The sequence below is a fragment of the Pseudooceanicola profundus genome (assembly GCF_054919315.1).
On the sequence record NZ_CM142898.1, the window covers coordinates 428597 to 448563 of the forward strand.

A 19967-nucleotide genomic window follows, 5' to 3' on the forward strand; every position below is an offset into this window, starting at 1 on the left:
TGGCTTTTCTTGGTTTTCGTTGCAATCAGCCTGCCACAGGTCGAAATTTTATCAAATGGTAAATTTTTGAAACCGGGGTCGCGCCCCGCTTCCGCGCCGATCTGCTGAAAAACCGTGCACAGGCCCGGCACCGGCCCGCCCCCGATTGACACTGGCAGGTCCCGGCCCTTCCCTGCGCCCAGAACAGCCGGGCAGGAGACGGGCATGAGCATGCGGATCACGGGCGCACGGGTGGTGCTGCCGGAGGGGATCGAGGAGACGAGCGTCACCCTCGCCGAGGGCCGGATCGCCGCCATCGGCAGCGACGCCCGCGTCGAGACAGAGCTGGACGCCACGGGCCTCCTGCTGGCGCCCGCGATGATCGATGTCCACGGTGATGCCTTCGAGCGGCAATTGATGCCGCGCCCGAATGTCTTTTTCCCGGTCGATGCGGCCATTCTGGATACCGACCGGCAATTGGCGGGCAATGGCATTGCCACGGCCTATCACGCGCTGACGCTGAGCTGGGAACCGGGCCTGCGCGCCGTCTCCGCCGGGCGCGCCTTTCTCGAGGCGCTCGCGCGGCTGACGCCCCGGCTGATCGCGGAAAACCGCGTGCAATTGCGGTGGGAGACCTTTGCCGCAGAGGCCCTGCCCCTGATCGAGGAGATGCTGGCCGGGCCCCTGACCCCGTCCCTGGCGTTCAATGACCATCTCTCGATGACGATGCGCGACTACGACATTCCGATCCAGGACCGTGCCTTCGAATTCAGCCCGGCCTTTGCCGTGGCCGATCCGGACGATCCCCGGATGCAGGGCCGGATCGGGGCAAAGGCGAAACGCTCCGGCCTTGGGGAGGGGGAATTCCTCGACCTGATGAAGACGACATGGGCAACGCGATCGGAGGTCCCTGCCCGCCTCGCGGCCATTGCCGAAAAGGCCCGCGCCGTTGGCGCCCCGATGTTGAGCCACGATGACACGCAATTGGAGACCCGGGATTACTTCCGCGGCCTCGGGGCGCGGATTTCCGAATTCCCGATGCAAATGGATGTGGCGAAAGCCGCCCGGGACGCTGGCGACCGGATCATTTTCGGAGCGCCCAATGTCATGCGCGGCGGCAGCCACATCGGCTCGCCCGGCGCGGCGGACATGGTGGAGGCGGGGCTCTGCGATATCCTCGCCTCGGATTACTTCTATCCCGCGATGCTGGCCGCCGTGGCGCGGCTGCATCACGAACGGCGCGCGCCCCTGCACCGGCTGTGGTCGCTGGTGACGGCAGGGCCGGCGGCGGCCATGGGTCTGACGGACAGGGGAAAGATCGCCGAAGGGCTGCGCGCGGACCTGATCCTCGTGGACTGGCCGGAGCGCTCTGCGGGAGAGGTGGTGCCGCCTGCGGTCACGCGAATGCTGCGCGGCGGGCGGACGGTCTACCTCGGCCTCGGGGGCTGAGGGCGCGCGCGTCGGGGCGGCAGACGGCCGGGCGCAGCGTGAGGTCGTGGCCCGTCGCCCTGCGGCGCGGGCGGACTGACGCGGGCCACGGGCCTGCGCCCCGCGTCAGTTGGCAGTCAGACACGCCTCAACCGATCAGGCAGCCTTCGAGGTTACCCTCGGCGGCAATCACGTCCTTGACCCAGCCGGGCTGACGGCCACGGCCGCTCCAGGTCTGGGTCGGGTCGGCGGGATTGCGGTATTTCGGCGGATTGACCTTACGGCTCTTGACCGCGCCACCGGTCAATTCGGAGAGGCTGAAACCCATTTCCTGGGCCTTGGCCTCGATTGCCGCGATGGCCTTTTTACGCTCCCGCTCCTGGTAGGATTTGATGGCGAGATCGGTGTCCTTCTGGAGCTTCTTCAGTTGATCCAGAGTCATTTCGTCGAGTGCAAAGTCAGACATCTTTATTCTTGTCCTTTCCTGTGACGCCCGCTTAATCGGCAGCTTTCCTGCCTTGGGGGATTGCAAGGGGGTATCCCGAATATTGAGAGATCAGATTGAAAGTCAATAAACACACTTGTGACAGCAGGCGAATTAACGCTGAATCTTCACATCTTTCCGGAAGGTAATGACCGGCCCCAAGCCCCGGGATTGAAACCGCCATTCAAAGCGGCAGTGTATTTTTAGAAAACGTTAGGGTTCACAAAATTGAACCTATACGAATGAGACAAGTCCGACGCCAAGGCGCATCACACCTTGTCAAAATGATATAGACCAATTACGCACCGCTCATCGCGAGATCCCAAATATGCGCAATTGAGGCAGAAATGCGTCGGGCGCGGATTGTTTCCAATCCGCGCCCGAGTCAGTCTATCGCCGAAGCGTGTTTACTCCGCGGCATTTCTCCGCGCGCCGTCGCGTCCGAGGCGCGACACGACGTTCTCGATCAGCTTGATGCCTGCGTCCTGCCCCATCGACATGATCGATTCCGGGTGGAACTGTACCGCTGCCACCGGCAGGGACTGGTGCTCGATCCCCATGACGATCCCGTCCTCGGTCGAGGCCGTCACGGTCACGTCGTTGGGCAGGCTCTCGCGGCGGATATGCAGCGAGTGGTAGCGGCCCACGGTCACCTGTTCCGGCAGGTCCGCAAAGACACAGCCCGGCTCATGCACCGTAATCCGCGAGGGTTTGCCGTGCACTGGCTCGCCCAGTTGATCCAGTGTGCCGCCGAAGTATTCCCCGATGGCCTGCAGCCCGAGGCAGACGCCGAAGACCGGCAGGTCGCGCGACAGTGCCGTGTCGATGGTCGCCCGGCAGTCGAAGTCCGACGGGTTGCCCGGACCGGGCGAGAGCACGACGAGATCGGGGGCGAAGTCATCCACCAGTTCCGGTGCCACAGGCGAGCGGGTGGTCAGCACCTCGGCCCCGGTCTGGCGGAAGTAGTTCGCCAGCGTGTGCACGAAGCTGTCCTCGTGATCGACCAGCAGGATCCGACGCCCCTGCCCGACCTGAAGGCGGGTCCCGTCGCCGCCGCCTTCGTTGGTCCGCACATCGCCGCGCACGGCGGCCCGCATGGCGCTTGCCTTCAATTCGGTCTCCGCCTCTTCATCCTCGGGGTCGCTGTCGTTCAGCAGGGTCGCCCCGGCGCGCACCTCGGCGATGCCGTCCTTGATGCGGATCGTCCGCAGGGTCAGGCCGGTGTTCATGTCGCCGTTGAACTGCATCGCGCCCACGGCGCCACCATACCATTTCCGGGTCGATTTCTCGTGCTTCTCGATGAAGCGCATGGCCCAGAGTTTCGGCGCGCCGGTCACGGTCACGGCCCAGGCGTGGGACAGGAAGGCATCGAAGGCATCCATGCCCGCGCGCAGCCGCCCCTCGATATGGTCGACCGTGTGGATCAGGCGGGAATACATCTCGATCTGCCGCCGCCCGATGACCCGGACCGACCCCGGCTCGCAGACGCGCGACTTGTCGTTGCGGTCCACGTCGGAACACATGGTCAGCTCGCTCTCGTCCTTCTTGGACTGAAGCAGCTTGAGGATCTGTTCGCTGTCCTCGATCGCATCGGCGCCGCGCTTGATCGTGCCCGAGATCGGGCAGGTCTCGACCCGGCGGCCGGTGACGCGCACGAACATCTCGGGGCTGGCACCGACGAGGTATTCCTGCTCACCGAGGTTCATGAGGAAGCCGAAGGGCGCGGGGTTGATCTTCTGCAACCGGCGGAAGATCGCGGCGGGGCTGTCCTTGCAGGGTTCGTAGAAGACCTGACCGGGCACCACCTCGAAAAGGTCACCGCGGCGGAAGCTGGCCTTGGCGGCGCGCACCAGTTCGGCATATTCGCCGGGCACGTGGTCGCCGCGCGGCACCTCCTGCGGGCCGGGGGTGAAGGGCTCGGCCGGGGTCGCGCCGGAAAGACCCTCGGTGGTCAGCGCCCCCTGCGCGAAGTCGTAGGTATAGCGATGCGCCCGGGCCGAGTAGTGATCCGAGACGAGGATGTCATCGGCCAGGAAGAGCACGAGGTCGCGCTGATCCTCGGGGCGATCGAGGTGGTATTCGATCGGCTCGAACTGGAAGGCGAGGTCATAGCCGAAGGCGCCGTAAAGCCCGAGGTGGCCGTCCTCTTCCGTGGCGAAAAGCGCCACGATCTCCCGCAGGACCGAGAAGACGGAAGGCGCCCGCGAGCGCTCTTCCTCGTTGTAGAGCCGTTCAGGCGTGCGGATCTGCAGGTCCAGCACCTTGGCGTCGCCTCTCATGCTCTCCACCGCGGCGAGGTCTTCCAGCGCCGGGCGGATGATCTGCATCAGCACTTCACCGCGGGCGTTCAGCGCTTTCAGGCGCAGGGCGCGGCCGCGGCTTTCCACCATCAGCGGCGGCTCGGCAAAGCCGAACTCCCACCGGGTGTAGCGGCCGGGATATTCGTAGTTGGAGCTGAAGAGCGCGCCCCGTTGACCATCGAGCCGGTCGATCAGCGTCTCGCTGTCGGCCATGTAGGTCGCGGGGAATTCGCGGCGCGTCACGCGCACGCGGCCTTTGGTTTCAAAGGTCAGATCGGTCATGGTGTAAGTCTCGTCTCACGGGTGGCGCCTGCGAGATCTGCACAGGAAAATTCCTCGGGGCGCCTGTCATCGGTGGGTCCCTCGCGGGGACGGCATGTCAGTTGGACGAGGGGCTACGCCATCGTCCGGTGCTCCACCGGCACCGCCATCGCTGTCCAAGGGGGGCCGCGTGCATGGCCAAGACCTTCCTGCGTTCAGACAGGCGAAGGCATTAGCAAGCAGCGCCCATTTTGTAAACCTCCCCTGACGCCCGGGACGGATTTGCCGCGCGCCACCGATCCGGGGGCCTTCTCTCCCGCGTCCCTGCCGCCTAGTCTGCGCGCAAATCGCCCCGGCCTCTCCGGCTGGGCACCTTCCAAGCAAAGGCCCTCTCATGACCGATCTGCCCCCCCTTCCCGACCGCCCGCTCAATGTCTGCATCGTGGGCGTCGGCGCCATCGGCGGGGCCATTGCCGCGCCGCTGGCGCAGGCCGCCGCGGCCGGAACCCTGCCCGAACTGGGCCAGCTGACCCTCGTCGCCCGCGGCGCGCACCTCGACGCCATGCAAGGTCAGGGCCTGCGGCTGAAATCGCCCGAGATCGACCCGCCCGTGGCGATCCCGGTGACCGCGGTCGAGGACCTTGCCGGCCTGCCGCCGCAGGACGTGGTGATCACGGCGCTGAAGGGCCACCAGGTGCCCGCCATGGCCGAGGCCCTCGCGGCCCTGCTGGCCCCCCATGGCCGCATCGTGCCGATCGTGAACGGCGTGCCGTGGTGGTATCCCCTGCCCGACGCCTCCGCCCCCGGCGGCTATCGCGGCGCGGCCGAGGTCGACCCGGACGGCAAGCTCTGGTCGCTGATCGGGCCGGAGCGCGCCATCGGGGCGGTGGCCTTCATGGGCGCCTCGGTACCCGAACCCGGTCTGATCCACGTCGAACTGCCGGGCTTCCTCGAACTCGGGCGCCTCTCGGGCCAGGACCGCACCGACGTGGCCCGGATCGCCGATCTGCTGCGCAAGGGCGGCGTCACCGTCAAGGAAACCGAACCCTTCGAGGAGGTGATCTGGACCAAGCTGCTGGCCAACTGCTCGATGAACTCGACTACCGCGATCTGTCGCGCCTCGATGTCCTCCATCGTGCAGGACCCGGTGCTGGCGCAGTTCGTCGAAGGGATCATGAACGAGATCATCGCCATTGCCGGCGCGCAGGGCGTGACCATCGACCCGGCCCTGCCGCGTCAGCGTCTGGAGAAGGCCAAGGGCAACCGCGGCTTCAAGACCTCGACCCTGCAGGACCTCGAAAAGGGCCGCCCGATGGAGATCGAACCGATCTTCGCAGCCACCTGCTCGGTCGCAGCCGCGCTCGGAATCCCGACACCGACGCTCTCGCTCGCCACGGCGATCCTGCGCTCGGTGGAACGCGATCGCTTCCCGGCCTGACCCCATATCCCCCGGAGGCTTTCATCTTTCCTGAAATACTCCGGGGGAATTGCCCCGCCCCGCGGGGCAAGGGGGCAGAGCCCCCCCCCGGACTTTTCGAAAAGTCCGGTCCGGAAAATTCGAATTTTCCGGCGACCGCCGCAGCCGGGCATAGCCCTTGCAGCGGCACACCTACCTCACCGGGCGCGCTGAAAAGTCTTGAAACAAGACTTTTCCCAAGAATTTTCCTTGAAATTCTTGGCCGCCCGCCTCAGCGCAGCCCGTCCATCTTGGCGATCTGCGAAACTTCCAGCCCGCCCATCCGCGCATGGACCCGCCCGCCGCGCGACATGGCGAGGGCAAACATCAGCTCATCCGCCCGGGGCCCGTCCGGCAGCCCCACCTCCATGGCGTCGAAATGGCTGCGCACATAAGCCGCGTTGATATGCCCCAGCGGCACGTCGATCCGCGTGCCCGGCCCGCCCTGCTTCATGGCGGAGGGCACGATGGCCAGCGCCTCGCCCAGCCTCTCGCGCATGGAATAGCCGCCTGGCACATGCCACAGCGCGGTATGCTCCAGCTCGCCCGCCTCGCCGCACATGGCGGCCTTGCCGTAGCCGTCGATGCCCTCGATCCCGCCCATGGCCGCGATCAGCCGGTCGGTCATCATCAGGCCCAGCGGTTTCAGCGCGTCCATGTGGCTGCTCAGGTCCTCGACATACTGCCCGGCGAAGGGGTTCTTCACGAGCGCCACGATGGCACCGCGCTGGCGCGGCACCTCCGGTGCAGGGCCGCCGTCATGGGCGATGTCTTCCAGAAAGATCATCGTCTTGCGCAGGGTGAATTCAGGCATCTTCCGTCTCCTCCAGTGCCAATGCGCCGCCCGGGGCCATCGCGCCCACGGCGGTGCTCTGCCCGCGAAGGGCCAGGTGCGCGCCGCCGATCAGGCCGCGTGCAAGATATCTCTGCGCCCGTGCCCGCCCCGCCGCAAGGGCGCGGTCGATCTCGTCGCGCGCCAGCGGGCCGAGGCCGGTGACCACAAGCCGCGCGCCGAGGTCACTGTCGGGGGAAAGATCACAGGCCGGGGCGCGGCTGACCGACGGATGGCCGGGCAGGTTCACCGCGTTGGCGATCATCGTGGCCGCCGCATCGGCCTCCGCCGCCGTGCGCGCCACCACGGTCACCGCATCGGCAATGCCCAGCGAATGGGAGCGCCCGCCCCGTCCCGAGGTGGCAATCCCGCGCCAGGGCGCTGCCCCCTGCAAGGTCACCTGCCCGCCCGGCATGGCGGCCGAGAAGTCCTGCCCCGGGCCGAGCACCAGCGCGATGTCCCCGCCATTGTTGACCCAGGCCTTGCGCGCGCCCGTGCGCGCCATGGCACCGGCCACATGGTCGGCCACCGCGCCCGCCACCGCCGCCATGGGCGTGACGAAAGCGGGCCGGAAGGGCGCCACTGCGCCCTCCATCGCCTGCGCGACCGGGTGGTGCAACAGGCCGGGGGTCTCGCTCCGCAAGGCGGGCAGCTCTGCCACGAGGTCTTCCAGCAGCCCGTCGAAGGCCATGGCGGCGGCCGCATAGGCCGCCCCGCGCACCGCCTCGTCGGCCCAGAGGATCAGGTCGATCGGCCCGTGGTGCATGTGCAGCCGCACCCCGTCGGGCAGGAGGCGGGACTGGATCATGGCCTGCGCTTCGGATCGGGCGCGGCGTCGGCCCCGCGCGCAGGCTGCGCCCGCCGCCCGGCCTCCCGTGGCAGGGCACGCCACTCGGCACCGTATTCGCCACCGTTCTCCAGCACGTCCGACAGCGCCCGGATCGCGCCCTCGTGGCCGCCAAGCGCCACGTAATCGGCGCGCGGCATGGTGAACTCCAGCGGGGCCACCAGCGCGGGCGTGGGCACGTAGCCAAAGCTCTGCGCGGGCATCTGGGTCACATCCGCCATCAGGGTGATCCCGCCGCCGGGCCAGACGAAACACTCGGCCCCGCCCACCGTCACCGTGGCGCGCCTCCCCTGCACGGCGCGGGTCAGCCGCACCGGGTTGCGGGTCACGCCTGACCGCAACGATCCCCCCGCGCCGCCGGTGAACATCACCGTACAGAGCGCCGGTTCGCAGTTCTCGGCGATCAGGTCCACTGTCTCCTGCAGGTCCGGCGACAGCGGCATCGGCTGCGGGCGCAGCTCCGCGTCCAGCCGGTAGGCTGCCGCATGTTCGCCGGTGGTCGAGACCATGAGCAACGTCATGCCCTCGGTCGCGCCCTTGGCCGCACGCCATTCGCCGAGGATCGAGAGCGGATCCTCGATATCGGTCCCGCCCCAGCCAAGGCCCGGTTCGGCCACCTGGAAATACCGTCCGGGCGTCGAGCGCCGCCCGTTGATGCGGATGCCGGTGTCGGGCCAGCCGATCACCTTGCCCGCCTGATGTTCGCTGACGACACCGGTGATGTGGTCATCGACCACCACCACCTCGTCCACCAGCCCCTGCCAGTGGCCCGCGAACATCCCGATGGTGGCCGAGCCGCAGCCGACCCGCATCCGTTCCTCGCGCTTGCCATCGACGATGGGCGGCTGCCCGGCCTGCACGACGACCGTGGCACCGTCTTCGATCTCCAGCTCCACCGCCTCGCGGTTGCACAGCGCCATGAGCGTGTCACAGGTCACCCGGCCCTCGGACTTGGAGCCGCCGGTCAGGTGATCCACGCCGCCCAGCGACAGCATCTGCGAGCCGTATTCGGAGGTGATGACCAGACCCACGACCTCGCCCTTGGCGCGCACCTTCGCGCCCTCGTGGCCAAGGTGCCGGTCGGTGTCGATCTTCACCTTCACGCCGCAGTAGGAATAGATCGCCTCGGTCACCACGGTGACTGTGTCCACGCCCTCGACCTCGCGCGAGACGATGAAGGGCGCGGGCTTGAAGTCGGGATAGGTCGTGCCCGCCCCCACGGCCGAGACGAAGAGGTCGTCGCCCGCCAGAACGCTGCCGTCCCAGTCGTCCTTCTGGAAGGGCCGGATCTCGCCGCCCGCCTCCAGCCGCCGGTCGAGCACGGTGATCGGATCGCAGCGCACGATCTTGCCGCCCTCGTTGGCATAGCGGTCGCAGGCCCCGGTGCGGCCTTCGGCCACGAAACACATGACCGGGCAGGCATCGCAGCGGATTTTCTCAGGCTTGGCGGCAGGTTGCGCGGGGGAGTTCATAGGCCGGCCTCTCTGAGAGCCGCGCGCAGGCGGTGCGGCAGGACGGGGGTGCGGGTGACCCGCACGCCGGTGGCATGGGCGATGGCATTGAGGATCGCGGGCGCGGTGGGGATCAGCACGTGTTCCCCCAGCCCCTTGGCACCCATCGGGCCCTCCGGGTCCGGCACCTCGATCAGGATCGGGTCGATCCGTGGCATGTCGCCGGTGGTGGGGATCAGGTAATCGTGCAGGTTCTCGGTCCGGCCCGGCAGGTATTCCTCCATCAGCGCCATGCCGAGACCCTGCGCGATCCCGCCCTCGATCTGGCCTTCCGCCAGCAGCGGGTTCACCACGCGGCCAAGGTCATGGGCGGCGGTGATCCGGGTGACCTTGGTGGTGCCAAGCTCGACATCCACGGTCACCTCCGCCACCTGCGCGCCGTAGCCGTAGACCGCATAGGGCACGCCCTGCCCGTTCTCGTCCAGCGGCGCGGTCGGCGGGTCATAGCTCTCCTCCGCCACCAGGACGTAGTCGCCCTCCACCGGTAGCGCGGCAAGGTCGATGACACTCTCGCCCGCGGCATCGCGCACCGTCAGGCGCGCACCCTCCAGCGTCAGCACGGCTTCCTCGGCCCGGTTCGCCCGCATGAGGATCTGCGCCCTCAGCGCCTGCCCCGCCAGCAGCGCCGCCTTGCCCGAAACATAGGTCTGCCGCGAGGCGGAGGTCTTGCCGCCGTCCGGCGTCAGCGCGGTATCGGCACCGATGGTCTCCATCTGCGCGATCGGCAGGCCGAGCGCATCGGCACAGATCTGCGGGATCACGGTGTTTGAGCCCTGCCCGATGTCCGTCGCCCCCTGATGCAGCACCAGCCGCCCCTGCGCCGTCAGCCCCAGCCGCATGGTCGAGGGGTTGGGCAGCGCGGTATTCCCGCAGCCGTACCAGCAGGAGGCCACGCCGACGCCATGACGCAGGCGCCCGCCCTCGGTGTCCTTGGCCGCCGCTCGGTCGAGCGCGGCCTGCCACGGCGCCTCGAGCGCCTCAAGGCAAGCGCCGATACCCACACCGCCCAGCTTTTGCCCGCAGACCGTCGGCTCGCCATCCTTCAGCGCGTTGATCCGCCGGAAGGCCAGCCGGTCGATCCCGGCGGTTTCGGCCAGCATGTCATAGAGCGTTTCCTGCACCAGCGCCGCCTGCGGCACCCCGAAGCCCCGGAAGGCCCCGGACACCGGCCCGTTGGTGTGCACGGCCACCGTCTCGGCCCGGTAGTTCGGCGTCCGGTAGGGCCCCGAGGCATGGACCGGCACCCGGTTCGCCACCGTCGGCCCCCAAGAGGCATAGGCCCCGGTGTTGAAAATCCCGTCGAAGGCCATCCCCGTCAGGCGGCCCTCCCCGTCGCAGCCGATCCGCGCCCGCATGGTCGCCGGATGCCGCTTGGTGGAGGAGGTCAGCGAGTCCGCCCGGGTCAGCACCATCCGCGCGGGCCGTCCGGTCTTGAGCGCCACCAGACCGATCAGCGGCTGGATGTTCACGTCCAGCTTGGAGCCGAAGCCTCCGCCCACGCCGGAGGGGCGGATGCGCACCTTCTCCGGCGGCAGGTCCAGCAGCTTGGCCACGTCCTCCTGATCCATCACCGGCGCCTGGGTCGAGGCGCGGATGTTCAGCACGTCGCCCTCCATCCAGGCGATCCCGGCCTCGGGCTCGATATAGGCGTGTTCCACATAGGCGGTGGTGATTTCCACCTCGGCGACGTGCTCGGCCTGCGCCAGCCCCTCCTCGGCATCGCCCTGCGCCACGCGGCCCCGGGTCAGCACGTTGTCGGGGCGCTGGTCCTGCACGGGGCGCGCGCCAATGGCCTGCGCCGGATCGAGGACGGCCTCAAGCTCGGTCCAGGCCACGGGCGCCCTGCGCAGGTCCAGCGGTTCCAGCACGTCGCGTGGGCCCGCCAGCAGCGCCACCGCCTCGCCCCGGAACCGCGCCTCGCGCTCGGCCAGGGCAGGCTGGTCCGCGAAGGGCGGGATCACCCCGTGGGCGTTGATCCCCGGCAGGTCGGCGGCGGTGAAGGCCATGAGGCCCCGCGCCTTGGCCCATCCGGTCAGCGCAGTAAGGTCGAAGGCCGCAGCAGCATGGGGCGAGCGGATCGCCCGGACCCAGAGCTCGCCCTCCATCCGGTGGTCGGCGCCGAAGACCTCGGTGCCCGCCACCTTGGGCGCCCCGTCGCGACGCGGCATCCGCGCACCGACGGCCCGGCCCTGCGCGGGGGCCTGCACAAGCGTGCGCGCCGGGCTCTCGTCAGCCATCCCGGCCACCGCCCCCGGACGCGCGTCACAGACGGCATCGATGATCTTCGCATAGCCCGTGCAGCGGCAGAGCACGCCGCCAAGCGCCGCCTCGGCCTGTGCCCGGCTCGGCCGGGGCACCTCGCGCAGCAAGGCCGTCGCCGCCACCAGCATCCCCGGCGTGCAGATCCCGCATTGCGCGGCCCCATGGCGCAGGAAACTCTCCTGCAATGCCCGGCCCGCGTCGGCCACGGACAGGCCCTCGACCGTGGTGATCTCGCGCCCGGCCACCTGCCCCAGCGGGGTCAGGCAGGCACAGACCGGCGCGCCGTCCAGCAGGACGGTGCAGGCGCCGCAGTCGCCCGCGTCGCAGCCCACCTTGGTGCCGGTCAGCCCGATATCCTCGCGCAGCACGTCCGACAGCCGCGTCAGTGGCGCTGCTTCGACGTCGCGGGCGGTGCCGTTCACGTGCAGGCTCATCCGTGGCAAGGTCATCGGCCCGCCTCCCCGATCAGGCGGCGCATCAGCGTCACCGCCGCCTCGTTGCGATAGGTCTCATCCGCGCGCGGATCGCTCAGCGGCGACAGCGCCCCGGTCACCAGCACCGGGTCGAAGCCCGCCGCCTCTGCGGGGCGCACGCCCGTCACCGCCGCCTCCAGCGCGGTCAGCCGCCGCGCCACCGGCGACGCCGCGCCCATGGCCAGCGCTGCCTGCGCGATGCGCCCGTCGTCCAGCACGATCCGCGACGCGCCCATGACGATCGAGATCACAAGATAGGCCCGCGCCCCGAGTTTCAGGAAGCCCCCCTGCCCCGACACCTCCGGGATCAGAACCGCCGTCAGGATCTCCCCCGGCACCAGCGCCACCCGGCGCGGCCCCAGCATGAACGCCTCCAGCGCCAGCACCCGCAGCCCCGCGGGGCCCGCCAGTTCCACCGAGGCGCCCAAGGTCAGCAGCGGCGGCACGCCGTCCGCCGCCGGAGAGGCATTGCAGAGGTTCCCGCCGATGGTGCCGGAGGTCTGGATCTGTACCGATCCCACCTCCCGCGCTGCCGTCTGCAGGCCCGCGAAGGCCTCGGGCAGGTCGGCCCGCGCGATCTCGGCCCAGGAGGTGCCCGCCCCGATGCGCCAGCCCGCCGCGCTGCGGGTGATCCCCTTCAGCGCCGCGATGCCGGTCAGGTCCAGCACCGGCCCCGTCAGCGCCTGCGCGGAGGTGGCCGGGAACAGGTCGGTACAGCCCGCTGCCAGAATGCAGGCGACATCGGCCGCGATCCGCAGCGCCTCGTCCAGCGTGTCGGGCCTGTGGTAGGCAGTCACGGCAGGGCTCCGTTATTGTTGGTGTACAAACAGAAGCGTGCCGCTCCCGCCCCAGTCCTGTCAATCATGCATTTCTGCCCTTGCCAGCGGAACGGGGGACTCCCACAAAGAAGCGATGAAAAATGAGCAAGAGACCGGCGACTACCGCCTCGACCTTCAGGTGGGCTACCTGCTGCGCCGCGCGACGCAGCGGCACCTCTCGATCTTCTCGCAGCATATCCCGCAGCTGACCTCGACCCAATTCGCGGCGCTGGCCAAGCTCTGCGAACTCGGCCCCACGTCGCAGAACGCGCTCGGACGGGCGACCTCGATGGATGCCGCGACGATCAAGGGCGTCGCGGACCGGCTGCGCGCCAAGGGCCTTCTCGTCTCGACCCCCGATCCCGACGATCGCCGCCGCATCCACCTGACCCCCACCGATCAGGGCCGCGCGCTTTACGAGGCCACCTTCCCAAAGGCGCACCGCGTCACGCTCGACACGCTCGAGCCCCTGACCCCGGAAGAACGCACCCAGTTGCTCGACCTCCTGCTCAAGCTCACCTGACCTCATCCACTGTTCCCAAATGTCCCGGGGGAATTGGCCGCAGGCCAAGGGGGCAGCGCCCCTTCCGCCCCCGCCATCTGCACCCGGGCTGCCCGGTCGCTTCCCGCCCTCACGGCACGGGGGCACATCGCTGGCCCGGCAAAGGCGTTGAACCACTCCCCGTTTTCTTCGAAGAAAACGCACCGGAATTTTCCAGAAGTTCCGAGAACCGCCGCCGACAGTCCCCACGCTGATCCGGTTGCACCCAAGAATTTTCGAAAATTCTTTGGAAAATTCTTCGAAGAATTTTCCGGGCTCCTCGCGCGGGCCTTGCCAGCATCACACCCCCAGGTGCGCCCGCAGCCGCGCCGGATCCGCCCTCAGCGTGGCGCGGTCCATCTCGTCCCGGTTCGCGCCCATCTCGATGACGAAGACCCGGTCCGCCATGTCGAGGACCGCCTCCACCCGCTGCTCCACCAGCACCACCGCCACGCCCCGGTCGCGCATGGTCAGCACCACCTGCCGGATCGCCTCGATCATCGAGGGCTGCAATCCCTCCGTCGGCTCATCCAGCAGCAGGAGTTTCGGCCGCAGCGCCAGCGCCCGGGCCGTGGCCAGCATCTGCTGCTCCCCGCCCGAAAGCGTATCCGCCCGCTGTCCCAGCCGCTCCCGCAGGCGCGGGAAAATCTCCAGCAATTCCTCGCGCAGCGCGGCATCCCCGCCCCGCGCCATCAGGCCGATCTCGATGTTCTGCGCCACGGTCAGCTCGCCAAAGAGCCGCCTGCCCTGCGGGATATAGCCCACGCCCTGTTTGGGCACCTCATGCGGCGGCAGGTCGGACAGCACCGTACCTTCCAGCGCGATCTGCCCCGCCCCTAGCGGCAGGAGCCCCATGATCGCCTTCATCAGCGTCGTCTTGCCCGCCCCGTTGCGGCCCATCAGGCAGGTGATCTGCCCGGCCTCCGCCGTCAGCGAGACCCCGCGCAGCACCTGTGCCGCGCCATAGGAGACGTCCACGCCCTCGATCTTCAGCATCACGCCTCCTCCGTCCCGGTGCCGAGATAGGCCGCCTGCACCGCACGGCTGGCGTGGATCTCCTCCGGCGTGCCCTCTGCCAGCACCTCGCCGAAGTTCAGCACCGTCACCCGGTCGGCGAGTTCCATCACCACGGACATGTTGTGTTCGATCAGCAGGATCGTCGTCTCGGCCTTCAGCGCCCGGATCAGTGCCTTGAAATCGGCGATCTCGCTCTCGGCCAGCCCCTGCGTCGGCTCGTCGAGGATCAGGAGACGCGGGCGCTGTGCCAGCCCCATGGCGATCTCCAGCAGACGCTGGTGGCCGTAGGAGAGGTCTCCCGCAACGTCCGCGGCCCGGTCGGCCAGACCCACGCGGGTCAGCGCCTCGCGCACCTCGGCGTCGACCGCCGCGGCGTCCCCGCCAAGGCGGCGCATGGCGGCCAGCGCCACGTTCTCATGGCAGGTCAGCTTGCCGAAGACCGAGGTGATCTGGAACGTGTAGGCCATCCCCAGCCCGACCCGCTTGGGCGCGGGCAGCGCGGTCACGTCGCGCCCCTCGAAGGTGATGGACCCCGAGGACGGCGGCAGCCGCCCGATCAGCATCGAGACGAAGGTGGTCTTGCCCGCCCCGTTGGGCCCGATGAGCGCCCGGATCTCGTGCTGCGGCAGGTCGAAATCCACCTCGTGCACCGCGCGCAGGCCCGAGAAGCTGCGCGAGAGGCCGCGGGTCTGGAGGATCACGCTCATGGCAGGTCCCTCCAGAGGCGGCGTTTCACCTCGCCCACCAGCCCCTGCGGCAGGAAGAGCGTCAGCAGGACCAGCGCCACGCCCGCGATCAGCATGTAGGCATCGGTCACGCCCGAGGAGAGGTCGATCAGGTAGAACATGAAGAGCGCCCCCACGAAGGGCCCCAGCACCGTGCCCGCCCCGCCAAGGAGGACCCAGAGCAGCGGGAAGATGGAATATTGCACGCCCGCAAACGTCGCCCCCGCATAGCCGAAGAGCAGCGCATAGGCGGCCCCGGACAGGGCCGAGATCGTGCCCGAGATCACCAGCGCCCCCAGCTTGGTGCGGAAGGCATCATAGCCCAGCAGGCTGGCGCGTTCCTCGTTCTCGCGCAGGGCCACGAAGACGCGGCCCCAGCGGTGGCGCACCAGCCACAGGGTCAGGATCAGCACGAGCGAGAACAGCCCCCAGGCGATCAGGTAGCGATGCGCCTCGTCCGAGAGGTCCATGCCCCAGAGCCGCCGGGTGGCGGAAGGGATGACGAAGCCCTCGTCGCCCCGCGTGATGTCGCGGAAGTAGACCAGCGTCATGGCCAGCGCCTGAGAGAACATCAGCGTCACGATCATGAAGCTGACGCCCGCCGTGCGCAGCGCCAGCAGGCCCACGACCAGCGACAGCATCGCCCCCGCCACGATGCCCGCAGCCATCGACGGCAGCGCGCCCGCATCGAAGTGGTAGGAGAGCAGCCCCATCCCGTACATGCCCGCGCCAAAGAACATGGCATGGCCGAGGCTCAGCAGGCCGGTGTAGCCAAAGGCGATGTTGTAGCCCATGGCGTAGACCGCCAGCACCATGATGCGGGCGACATTGCCGTGCTGGTAGGCGGGCAGGACGAAATGGCCTGCGAACAGCAGTGCGATCAGGCCCAGATGCAGGCCCCAGTAATACCGTGCGCTCATCGGCCCTTGCCCCCGAAGAGGCCCTGCGGCCTGAACACCAGCACCAGCGCCACGGCCAGCGTGGCGAGGATCTTGGCCAGCGTGGGCGAGAAGAAGACCGAGATGATGCCATCGGACATGCCGATCAGCACGGCGGCCACGATGGTGCCCGCCAGCGACCCCAGCCCGCCGATGATCACGACGATGAAGGACAGCAGCAGCGCATCGCCCCCCATCAGGTAATGCGCCTGCTGGATCGGCACGATCAGCACGCCCGCAAGTGCGGCGAGCCCTGCCCCCACGCCGAAGACGGCGGCATAGACGCGCTCGACCGGGATGCCGAAGGCGGTGGCCATGTCCCCGTCCAGCTGGGTGGCGCGCATGATCAGCCCGGCCCTGGAGCGCGTCATGAAGAGCCGCAGCGCGGCGATCAGCACCACGGCGGCCCCGATGACGAAGAGCTTGTAGGACGTGGTGGACAGCCCCCAGGGGAAGTAGAACGCCAGACCGCCCTCGCCCCATTCGATCCAGGGCAGCGCAATGCGGTGATTGAAGGGCGGCACCACGGGGCGCGCATCTGCGCCATAGGTCATCAGCGTGGCCTGCTGCAGAATGTAGAGCAGCCCGATGGTGGCGACGATCGTCCGCTCGGGGTCGTAGTTCAGCCGCTTGAGGATCACCATGTCGGCCACGGCGGCCAGCCCGCCCACCAGCAGCGGCGCGAGGATCGCGGCGGCGATGAAGGCCAGGGCCGGGCCGCCGCCGATGAAGGAGGTCACCGCCCAGGCCATGACCGCGCCCAGCATGTAGAATTCGCCATGCGCCACGTTGACCACGCGCATCACGCCGAAGACGAGGCTGAGCCCCGAGGCCATCAGCGCCAGCACCGAGGCCAGCACCGCGCCCTCCAGCATGGCGAGCATCAGGTAAGGTCCGAAATCCATGAAGTCCGTCGCGTCTTGAGCTCTCGCGCCGCCCGGGAGCGGGCAGACGCAGGGGGCAGCCCCCGGCATGTCCATGCCGGGGCAACCGCCGGTTGGGGCCACGCCCCTGAAAATCTGCCGGGTCGGAGGGATGCCCCCGCACCGGCCCCGCACCGGCCCCGCCCGTCACGTGTTCTGCCGGCCCGGTCCCCCGGCCCGGCAGGGCCCTCCGTCACGAAAAACCGTCACGAACAGCCGCCAAGAGCAGCCGTCAGAACGACATGCTCGTGTAGTCGACCTCGTCCGGGTAGATCGTGTCGTCGATCGCGGCGGTGTGGACCTTGACCAGCTTGCCGCCCTCGACCTTCGAGATGTACTGCTGCCCGAAGGTCTGGTGGGTCTTGCCGTTGAAGCGTTTCGGCCCCTGCGGATGGTCGAAGCCCTCGGGCATGTCGGACATCGCCTCGACGGCCTCGATCAGCGCCTGACGGTCCTCGATGCCCTTGTAATCGCAGGCTTCCATCCCGGCCTTGATGATGTGCAGCGTTTCCCAGCAGCCGTACATGTGGGCATAGGTCGCCACGTCCTTGGGATCGGCGAGGCTGGCACCGTTGTCGTCACAGCCAACGGCGGCGCGGTAGGCAGTGGAGAACTCGGTATCGTCCTCCTGCGCGTAGCGCGGCATGCCTTCCCAGAAGTAGGTGCCATCGAGGAACTCGAGGCCCGGCGAGGTCAGGTCGGTCGCCTCGATCGAGTCGACGAAGCCGAAGATCTCGGGCCGCGAGGGGCCGAAGAACTCGCCCAGTTCCTTGACGAAGGTCAGGACGCCGGGGCCGATCATGACGTGATAGATCACCTCGGTCTCGCGCGGGATGCGCGGGAAGTACTTGGTGTAGGAGGTCTCGCTCGGCGGGATGGCGATCTGCTCGATCACCTCGCCGCCCGCCGCCGCGATTGCCGCAGGCAGGTTGTCGCGGTGGTCATAGCCGAAGGCGTAGTCCGGGAAGATCATCGTGACCTTCTTGCCCAGCACGTCGCCGATGAAGGGGGCCATGGCCTGAACCTGGCTCTTCACGTCGGTGATGCCCGGTTGCAGTGTCCAGCGGTTCAGCGCGCCCGAGGCGACGTGATGCCCTTCGGAGACAACGAAATAGGGCAGCTTCAGCTCGCCCGCGCGGGGGGCGGAGCCCATGACCACGTGGCTGAAGAGCGTGCCGTAGGCTATGTCACAGTTCGACTGGTTGGCGAATTTCTCCAGCACCTCTGCGCCGCGCTTGGGATCGGTGCCGTCATCCTCGGTCACGATCTCCACCGGGCGGCCGTTGATGCCGCCTTCGCCGTTGATCTTCTCCACCGCGGCCAGCGTGGCGCGTTCGTACCAGCGGCCGTAGGCGGCGCCGATGCCGGTGGCATGCTTCTGGAAGCCGATGCGGATGGGCGCCGCGCTCTGCGCCGAGGCATAGCGCCCCAGCAGCGGCATCGTGGCCGCGGCGCCGACGCCGGCCGCGAGTGTTTTCAGTGCCTTACGACGACCGGGGGAGTGCAGCTTGGCGCCCTCTCCCGCGGGCAGGATCAGCTTGGTCATCTCGGTATCCCTGTTGGTTGGATGTGTCGCGGGCCTTATAGGGTGACCCTTGGAATCAAGTCTTTAGGCACGCAAACGACTTGTCCAGTTTTTCCGCACCTCGGCGCCGGATCACTCGTAGGTACACAAACAAACTGCTCAGAGCTTCGGCGCAGCTGCCCCTGCGGCAGCCCCTGCCTGCGGGATCAGATGCCGCGCGGAGAGGCCAGCAACCACAGGCCGAAGAGCGTGTAGAGCACCATGAACACCGCCAGTGGCAGTTGCGAAACGGCGGCGCGGGCGTGGTTGCCCGTCAGCCGCAGCGCGATCAGGTGCGACATCAGGATGGCGATGACATGACCCAGCACCACGGCGCCCGCCTGCGTCAGCCAGATCACCTGCACCGTGGCCCGCGTGTTGAAAAAGCCGGTGGTCACATGCCAGTGCCAGAGCCCCGTCAGATGGCCGAGCGCCTCCCAGACATTCTGCGCCTCCACCAGCGACGAGGGGAGGTAGTGGGCGATGTGATAGGCCAGTGCGATCGGCAGGATCGCGGGCGCCAGCAGGCAATAGCCCGCGCGCAGGTCCAGCGGCATCCGCACCAGCCGCAGCCCCAGCCAGATACAGAGCGTATAGGCCCCGATCAGCAAGGCCACCGCCACGACCATGCCCGCGAAACTCTGCCAGACCACGGCGGAGCGCCCGGGGAATTCCAGCGGGTTGATCCCGATGCGGCCGAACCACCAGAAGGTCTCGTTCAGCCCGTCGAAGGAGCCGACGCCGAGCGCCGTCAGCATGAAGGTCGCCTGCGCCAGCGCGGGCCGGGGCATCTGCAACGCCTGCCAGCCCGGCAGGCCAAGGCGCAGCGCCCTGCCCCGCCGTGCCAGCAGGGCGATCTGGCCATAGAGCCGCAGCAGCGTGCCCAGCCCCTCCGCCCGGCGCAGCCACGTGGGGCCGAAGACCAGCGTGCCCGCCATGTGCAGGCCCCAGTAACTCAGCACCATCAGCGCCAGCCGGTCCGGATCGGCGGGGGCGGGATGGGCCAGCAGCACCGCGGCAAAGGCGAGGAAGCTGGCCAGAGCCAACCAGCTGCCCAGCGCCCGCGGCAGGCGCGCCAGCCGCCGCCAGCCCAGCCCATGGGCCAGCGCCCAGACCCCGCGCCACGGGTCCGCCACACGCCAGAGCCCGCCCGCGATCAGGGTCAGCGAAACGAGGAAAATCCAGAACAGGCTCCATATCCCCAGCGGCAGCAGGTTCTCCGTCGGGTCATGGGGCCCCGTCAGGCCCAGCGCCACCAGCCCCATCAGCGCGGCCGTCACCGCAAGGCCGATCCGCGCCCGCCCCGGCAGGGGCCGCACCCGCGCCAGCCCGACAGGCCGGAACAGCGCCGCCGCCCAGGCAGGCGGCACCAGCGCGATCAGCAGCACCGTCAGCGCCACGCTGGCCGCCCCCCCCGCGACATAGAGATCCGTGGGCAGCAGCAGGACGAACCCCTGCTCGGAGGCATGGGCCAGCGCCATCGAGGGCAGCAACAGGAGGACCGGGAGGAGCAGGAGAAATCTCATGCCGCCAAACTGCCCCTTTCCTGACCGCGGGCACAGGGAAAATTCGCCGCAGGTCGCAGCGCCGTTGACTTTTGGTCAGCCC

General features: G+C 68.6%; 16 protein-coding genes. 3 read left to right on the top strand and 13 right to left on the bottom strand.

What is annotated here, in order from left to right:
• Positions 1 to 204 precede the first annotated feature (204 nt).
• The gene (locus ACX9MO_RS01980; protein WP_462213353.1) at positions 205 to 1428 is read left to right on the top strand and encodes an alpha-D-ribose 1-methylphosphonate 5-triphosphate diphosphatase; all 1224 of its coding nucleotides are present in this window, start codon (positions 205 to 207) and stop codon (positions 1426 to 1428) included.
• Between the two features lie 127 nt (positions 1429 to 1555).
• Here ACX9MO_RS01980 and ACX9MO_RS01985 read toward each other — a convergent pair whose 3' ends face one another.
• Positions 1556 to 1873 (bottom strand): H-NS histone family protein, encoded by a 318-nt coding sequence (locus ACX9MO_RS01985; protein WP_222492683.1) that lies wholly within the window; start codon positions 1871 to 1873, stop codon positions 1556 to 1558.
• A 425-nt stretch (positions 1874 to 2298) separates the two neighbouring features.
• Positions 2299 to 4473: an anthranilate synthase component I gene (locus ACX9MO_RS01990; RefSeq protein ID WP_222492682.1), complete on the bottom strand. Its 2175-nt coding sequence runs from the start codon at positions 4471 to 4473 to the stop codon at positions 2299 to 2301.
• A gap of 373 nt (positions 4474 to 4846) precedes the next feature.
• Here ACX9MO_RS01990 and ACX9MO_RS01995 point away from each other — a divergent pair, with 373 nt between their 5' ends.
• Positions 4847 to 5890: a ketopantoate reductase family protein gene (locus ACX9MO_RS01995; RefSeq protein WP_462213354.1), complete on the top strand. Its 1044-nt coding sequence runs from the start codon at positions 4847 to 4849 to the stop codon at positions 5888 to 5890.
• Between the two features lie 250 nt (positions 5891 to 6140).
• Here ACX9MO_RS01995 and ACX9MO_RS02000 read toward each other — a convergent pair whose 3' ends face one another.
• Genes ACX9MO_RS02000 through ACX9MO_RS02020 form a run of 5 tightly spaced genes read right to left on the bottom strand, consistent with a single transcriptional unit; the run spans position 6141 to position 12630 of the window.
• On the bottom strand, positions 6141 to 6722 hold the full coding sequence (locus ACX9MO_RS02000) for an amino acid synthesis family protein (protein ID WP_222492680.1): 582 nt from the start codon (positions 6720 to 6722) through the stop codon (positions 6141 to 6143).
• Complete coding sequence (locus tag ACX9MO_RS02005) at positions 6715 to 7548, bottom strand: UPF0280 family protein (protein WP_462213355.1); 834 nt, start codon at positions 7546 to 7548, stop codon at positions 6715 to 6717. Before ACX9MO_RS02005 ends, ACX9MO_RS02000 begins: the two co-directional genes overlap by 8 nt.
• Positions 7545 to 9059: a 6-hydroxynicotinate reductase gene (locus tag ACX9MO_RS02010; RefSeq protein WP_462213356.1), complete on the bottom strand. Its 1515-nt coding sequence runs from the start codon at positions 9057 to 9059 to the stop codon at positions 7545 to 7547. Before ACX9MO_RS02010 ends, ACX9MO_RS02005 begins: the two co-directional genes overlap by 4 nt.
• Positions 9056 to 11809, bottom strand: coding sequence for a molybdopterin-dependent oxidoreductase (locus ACX9MO_RS02015; protein ID WP_462213357.1), 2754 nt, complete (start codon positions 11807 to 11809; stop codon positions 9056 to 9058). The genes ACX9MO_RS02010 and ACX9MO_RS02015 overlap by 4 nt, the downstream gene beginning before the upstream one ends.
• Entirely contained in the window at positions 11806 to 12630 is an 825-nt protein-coding gene (locus tag ACX9MO_RS02020) for an FAD binding domain-containing protein (protein ID WP_462213358.1), read from the bottom strand. The genes ACX9MO_RS02015 and ACX9MO_RS02020 overlap by 4 nt, the downstream gene beginning before the upstream one ends.
• Before the next feature lie 115 nt (positions 12631 to 12745).
• Here ACX9MO_RS02020 and ACX9MO_RS02025 point away from each other — a divergent pair, with 115 nt between their 5' ends.
• Positions 12746 to 13174, top strand: coding sequence for a MarR family winged helix-turn-helix transcriptional regulator (locus ACX9MO_RS02025; protein ID WP_462213359.1), 429 nt, complete (start codon positions 12746 to 12748; stop codon positions 13172 to 13174).
• Between the two features lie 318 nt (positions 13175 to 13492).
• Here ACX9MO_RS02025 and ACX9MO_RS02030 read toward each other — a convergent pair whose 3' ends face one another.
• The 6 genes from ACX9MO_RS02030 to ACX9MO_RS02055 form a co-directional block, all read right to left on the bottom strand.
• The gene (locus ACX9MO_RS02030; protein WP_462213360.1) at positions 13493 to 14188 is read right to left on the bottom strand and encodes an ABC transporter ATP-binding protein; all 696 of its coding nucleotides are present in this window, start codon (positions 14186 to 14188) and stop codon (positions 13493 to 13495) included.
• Entirely contained in the window at positions 14188 to 14916 is a 729-nt protein-coding gene (locus tag ACX9MO_RS02035; protein ID WP_462213361.1) for an ABC transporter ATP-binding protein, read from the bottom strand. The genes ACX9MO_RS02030 and ACX9MO_RS02035 overlap by 1 nt, the downstream gene beginning before the upstream one ends.
• The gene (locus ACX9MO_RS02040; RefSeq protein WP_462213362.1) at positions 14913 to 15854 is read right to left on the bottom strand and encodes a branched-chain amino acid ABC transporter permease; all 942 of its coding nucleotides are present in this window, start codon (positions 15852 to 15854) and stop codon (positions 14913 to 14915) included. The genes ACX9MO_RS02035 and ACX9MO_RS02040 overlap by 4 nt, the downstream gene beginning before the upstream one ends.
• Entirely contained in the window at positions 15851 to 16777 is a 927-nt protein-coding gene (locus ACX9MO_RS02045; protein ID WP_462213363.1) for a branched-chain amino acid ABC transporter permease, read from the bottom strand. The genes ACX9MO_RS02040 and ACX9MO_RS02045 overlap by 4 nt, the downstream gene beginning before the upstream one ends.
• A gap of 250 nt (positions 16778 to 17027) precedes the next feature.
• On the bottom strand, positions 17028 to 18341 hold the full coding sequence (locus ACX9MO_RS02050; RefSeq protein WP_462213364.1) for an ABC transporter substrate-binding protein: 1314 nt from the start codon (positions 18339 to 18341) through the stop codon (positions 17028 to 17030).
• A gap of 185 nt (positions 18342 to 18526) precedes the next feature.
• Complete coding sequence (locus ACX9MO_RS02055; RefSeq protein ID WP_462213365.1) at positions 18527 to 19885, bottom strand: hypothetical protein; 1359 nt, start codon at positions 19883 to 19885, stop codon at positions 18527 to 18529.
• Between the last annotated feature and the right edge of the window lie 82 nt (positions 19886 to 19967).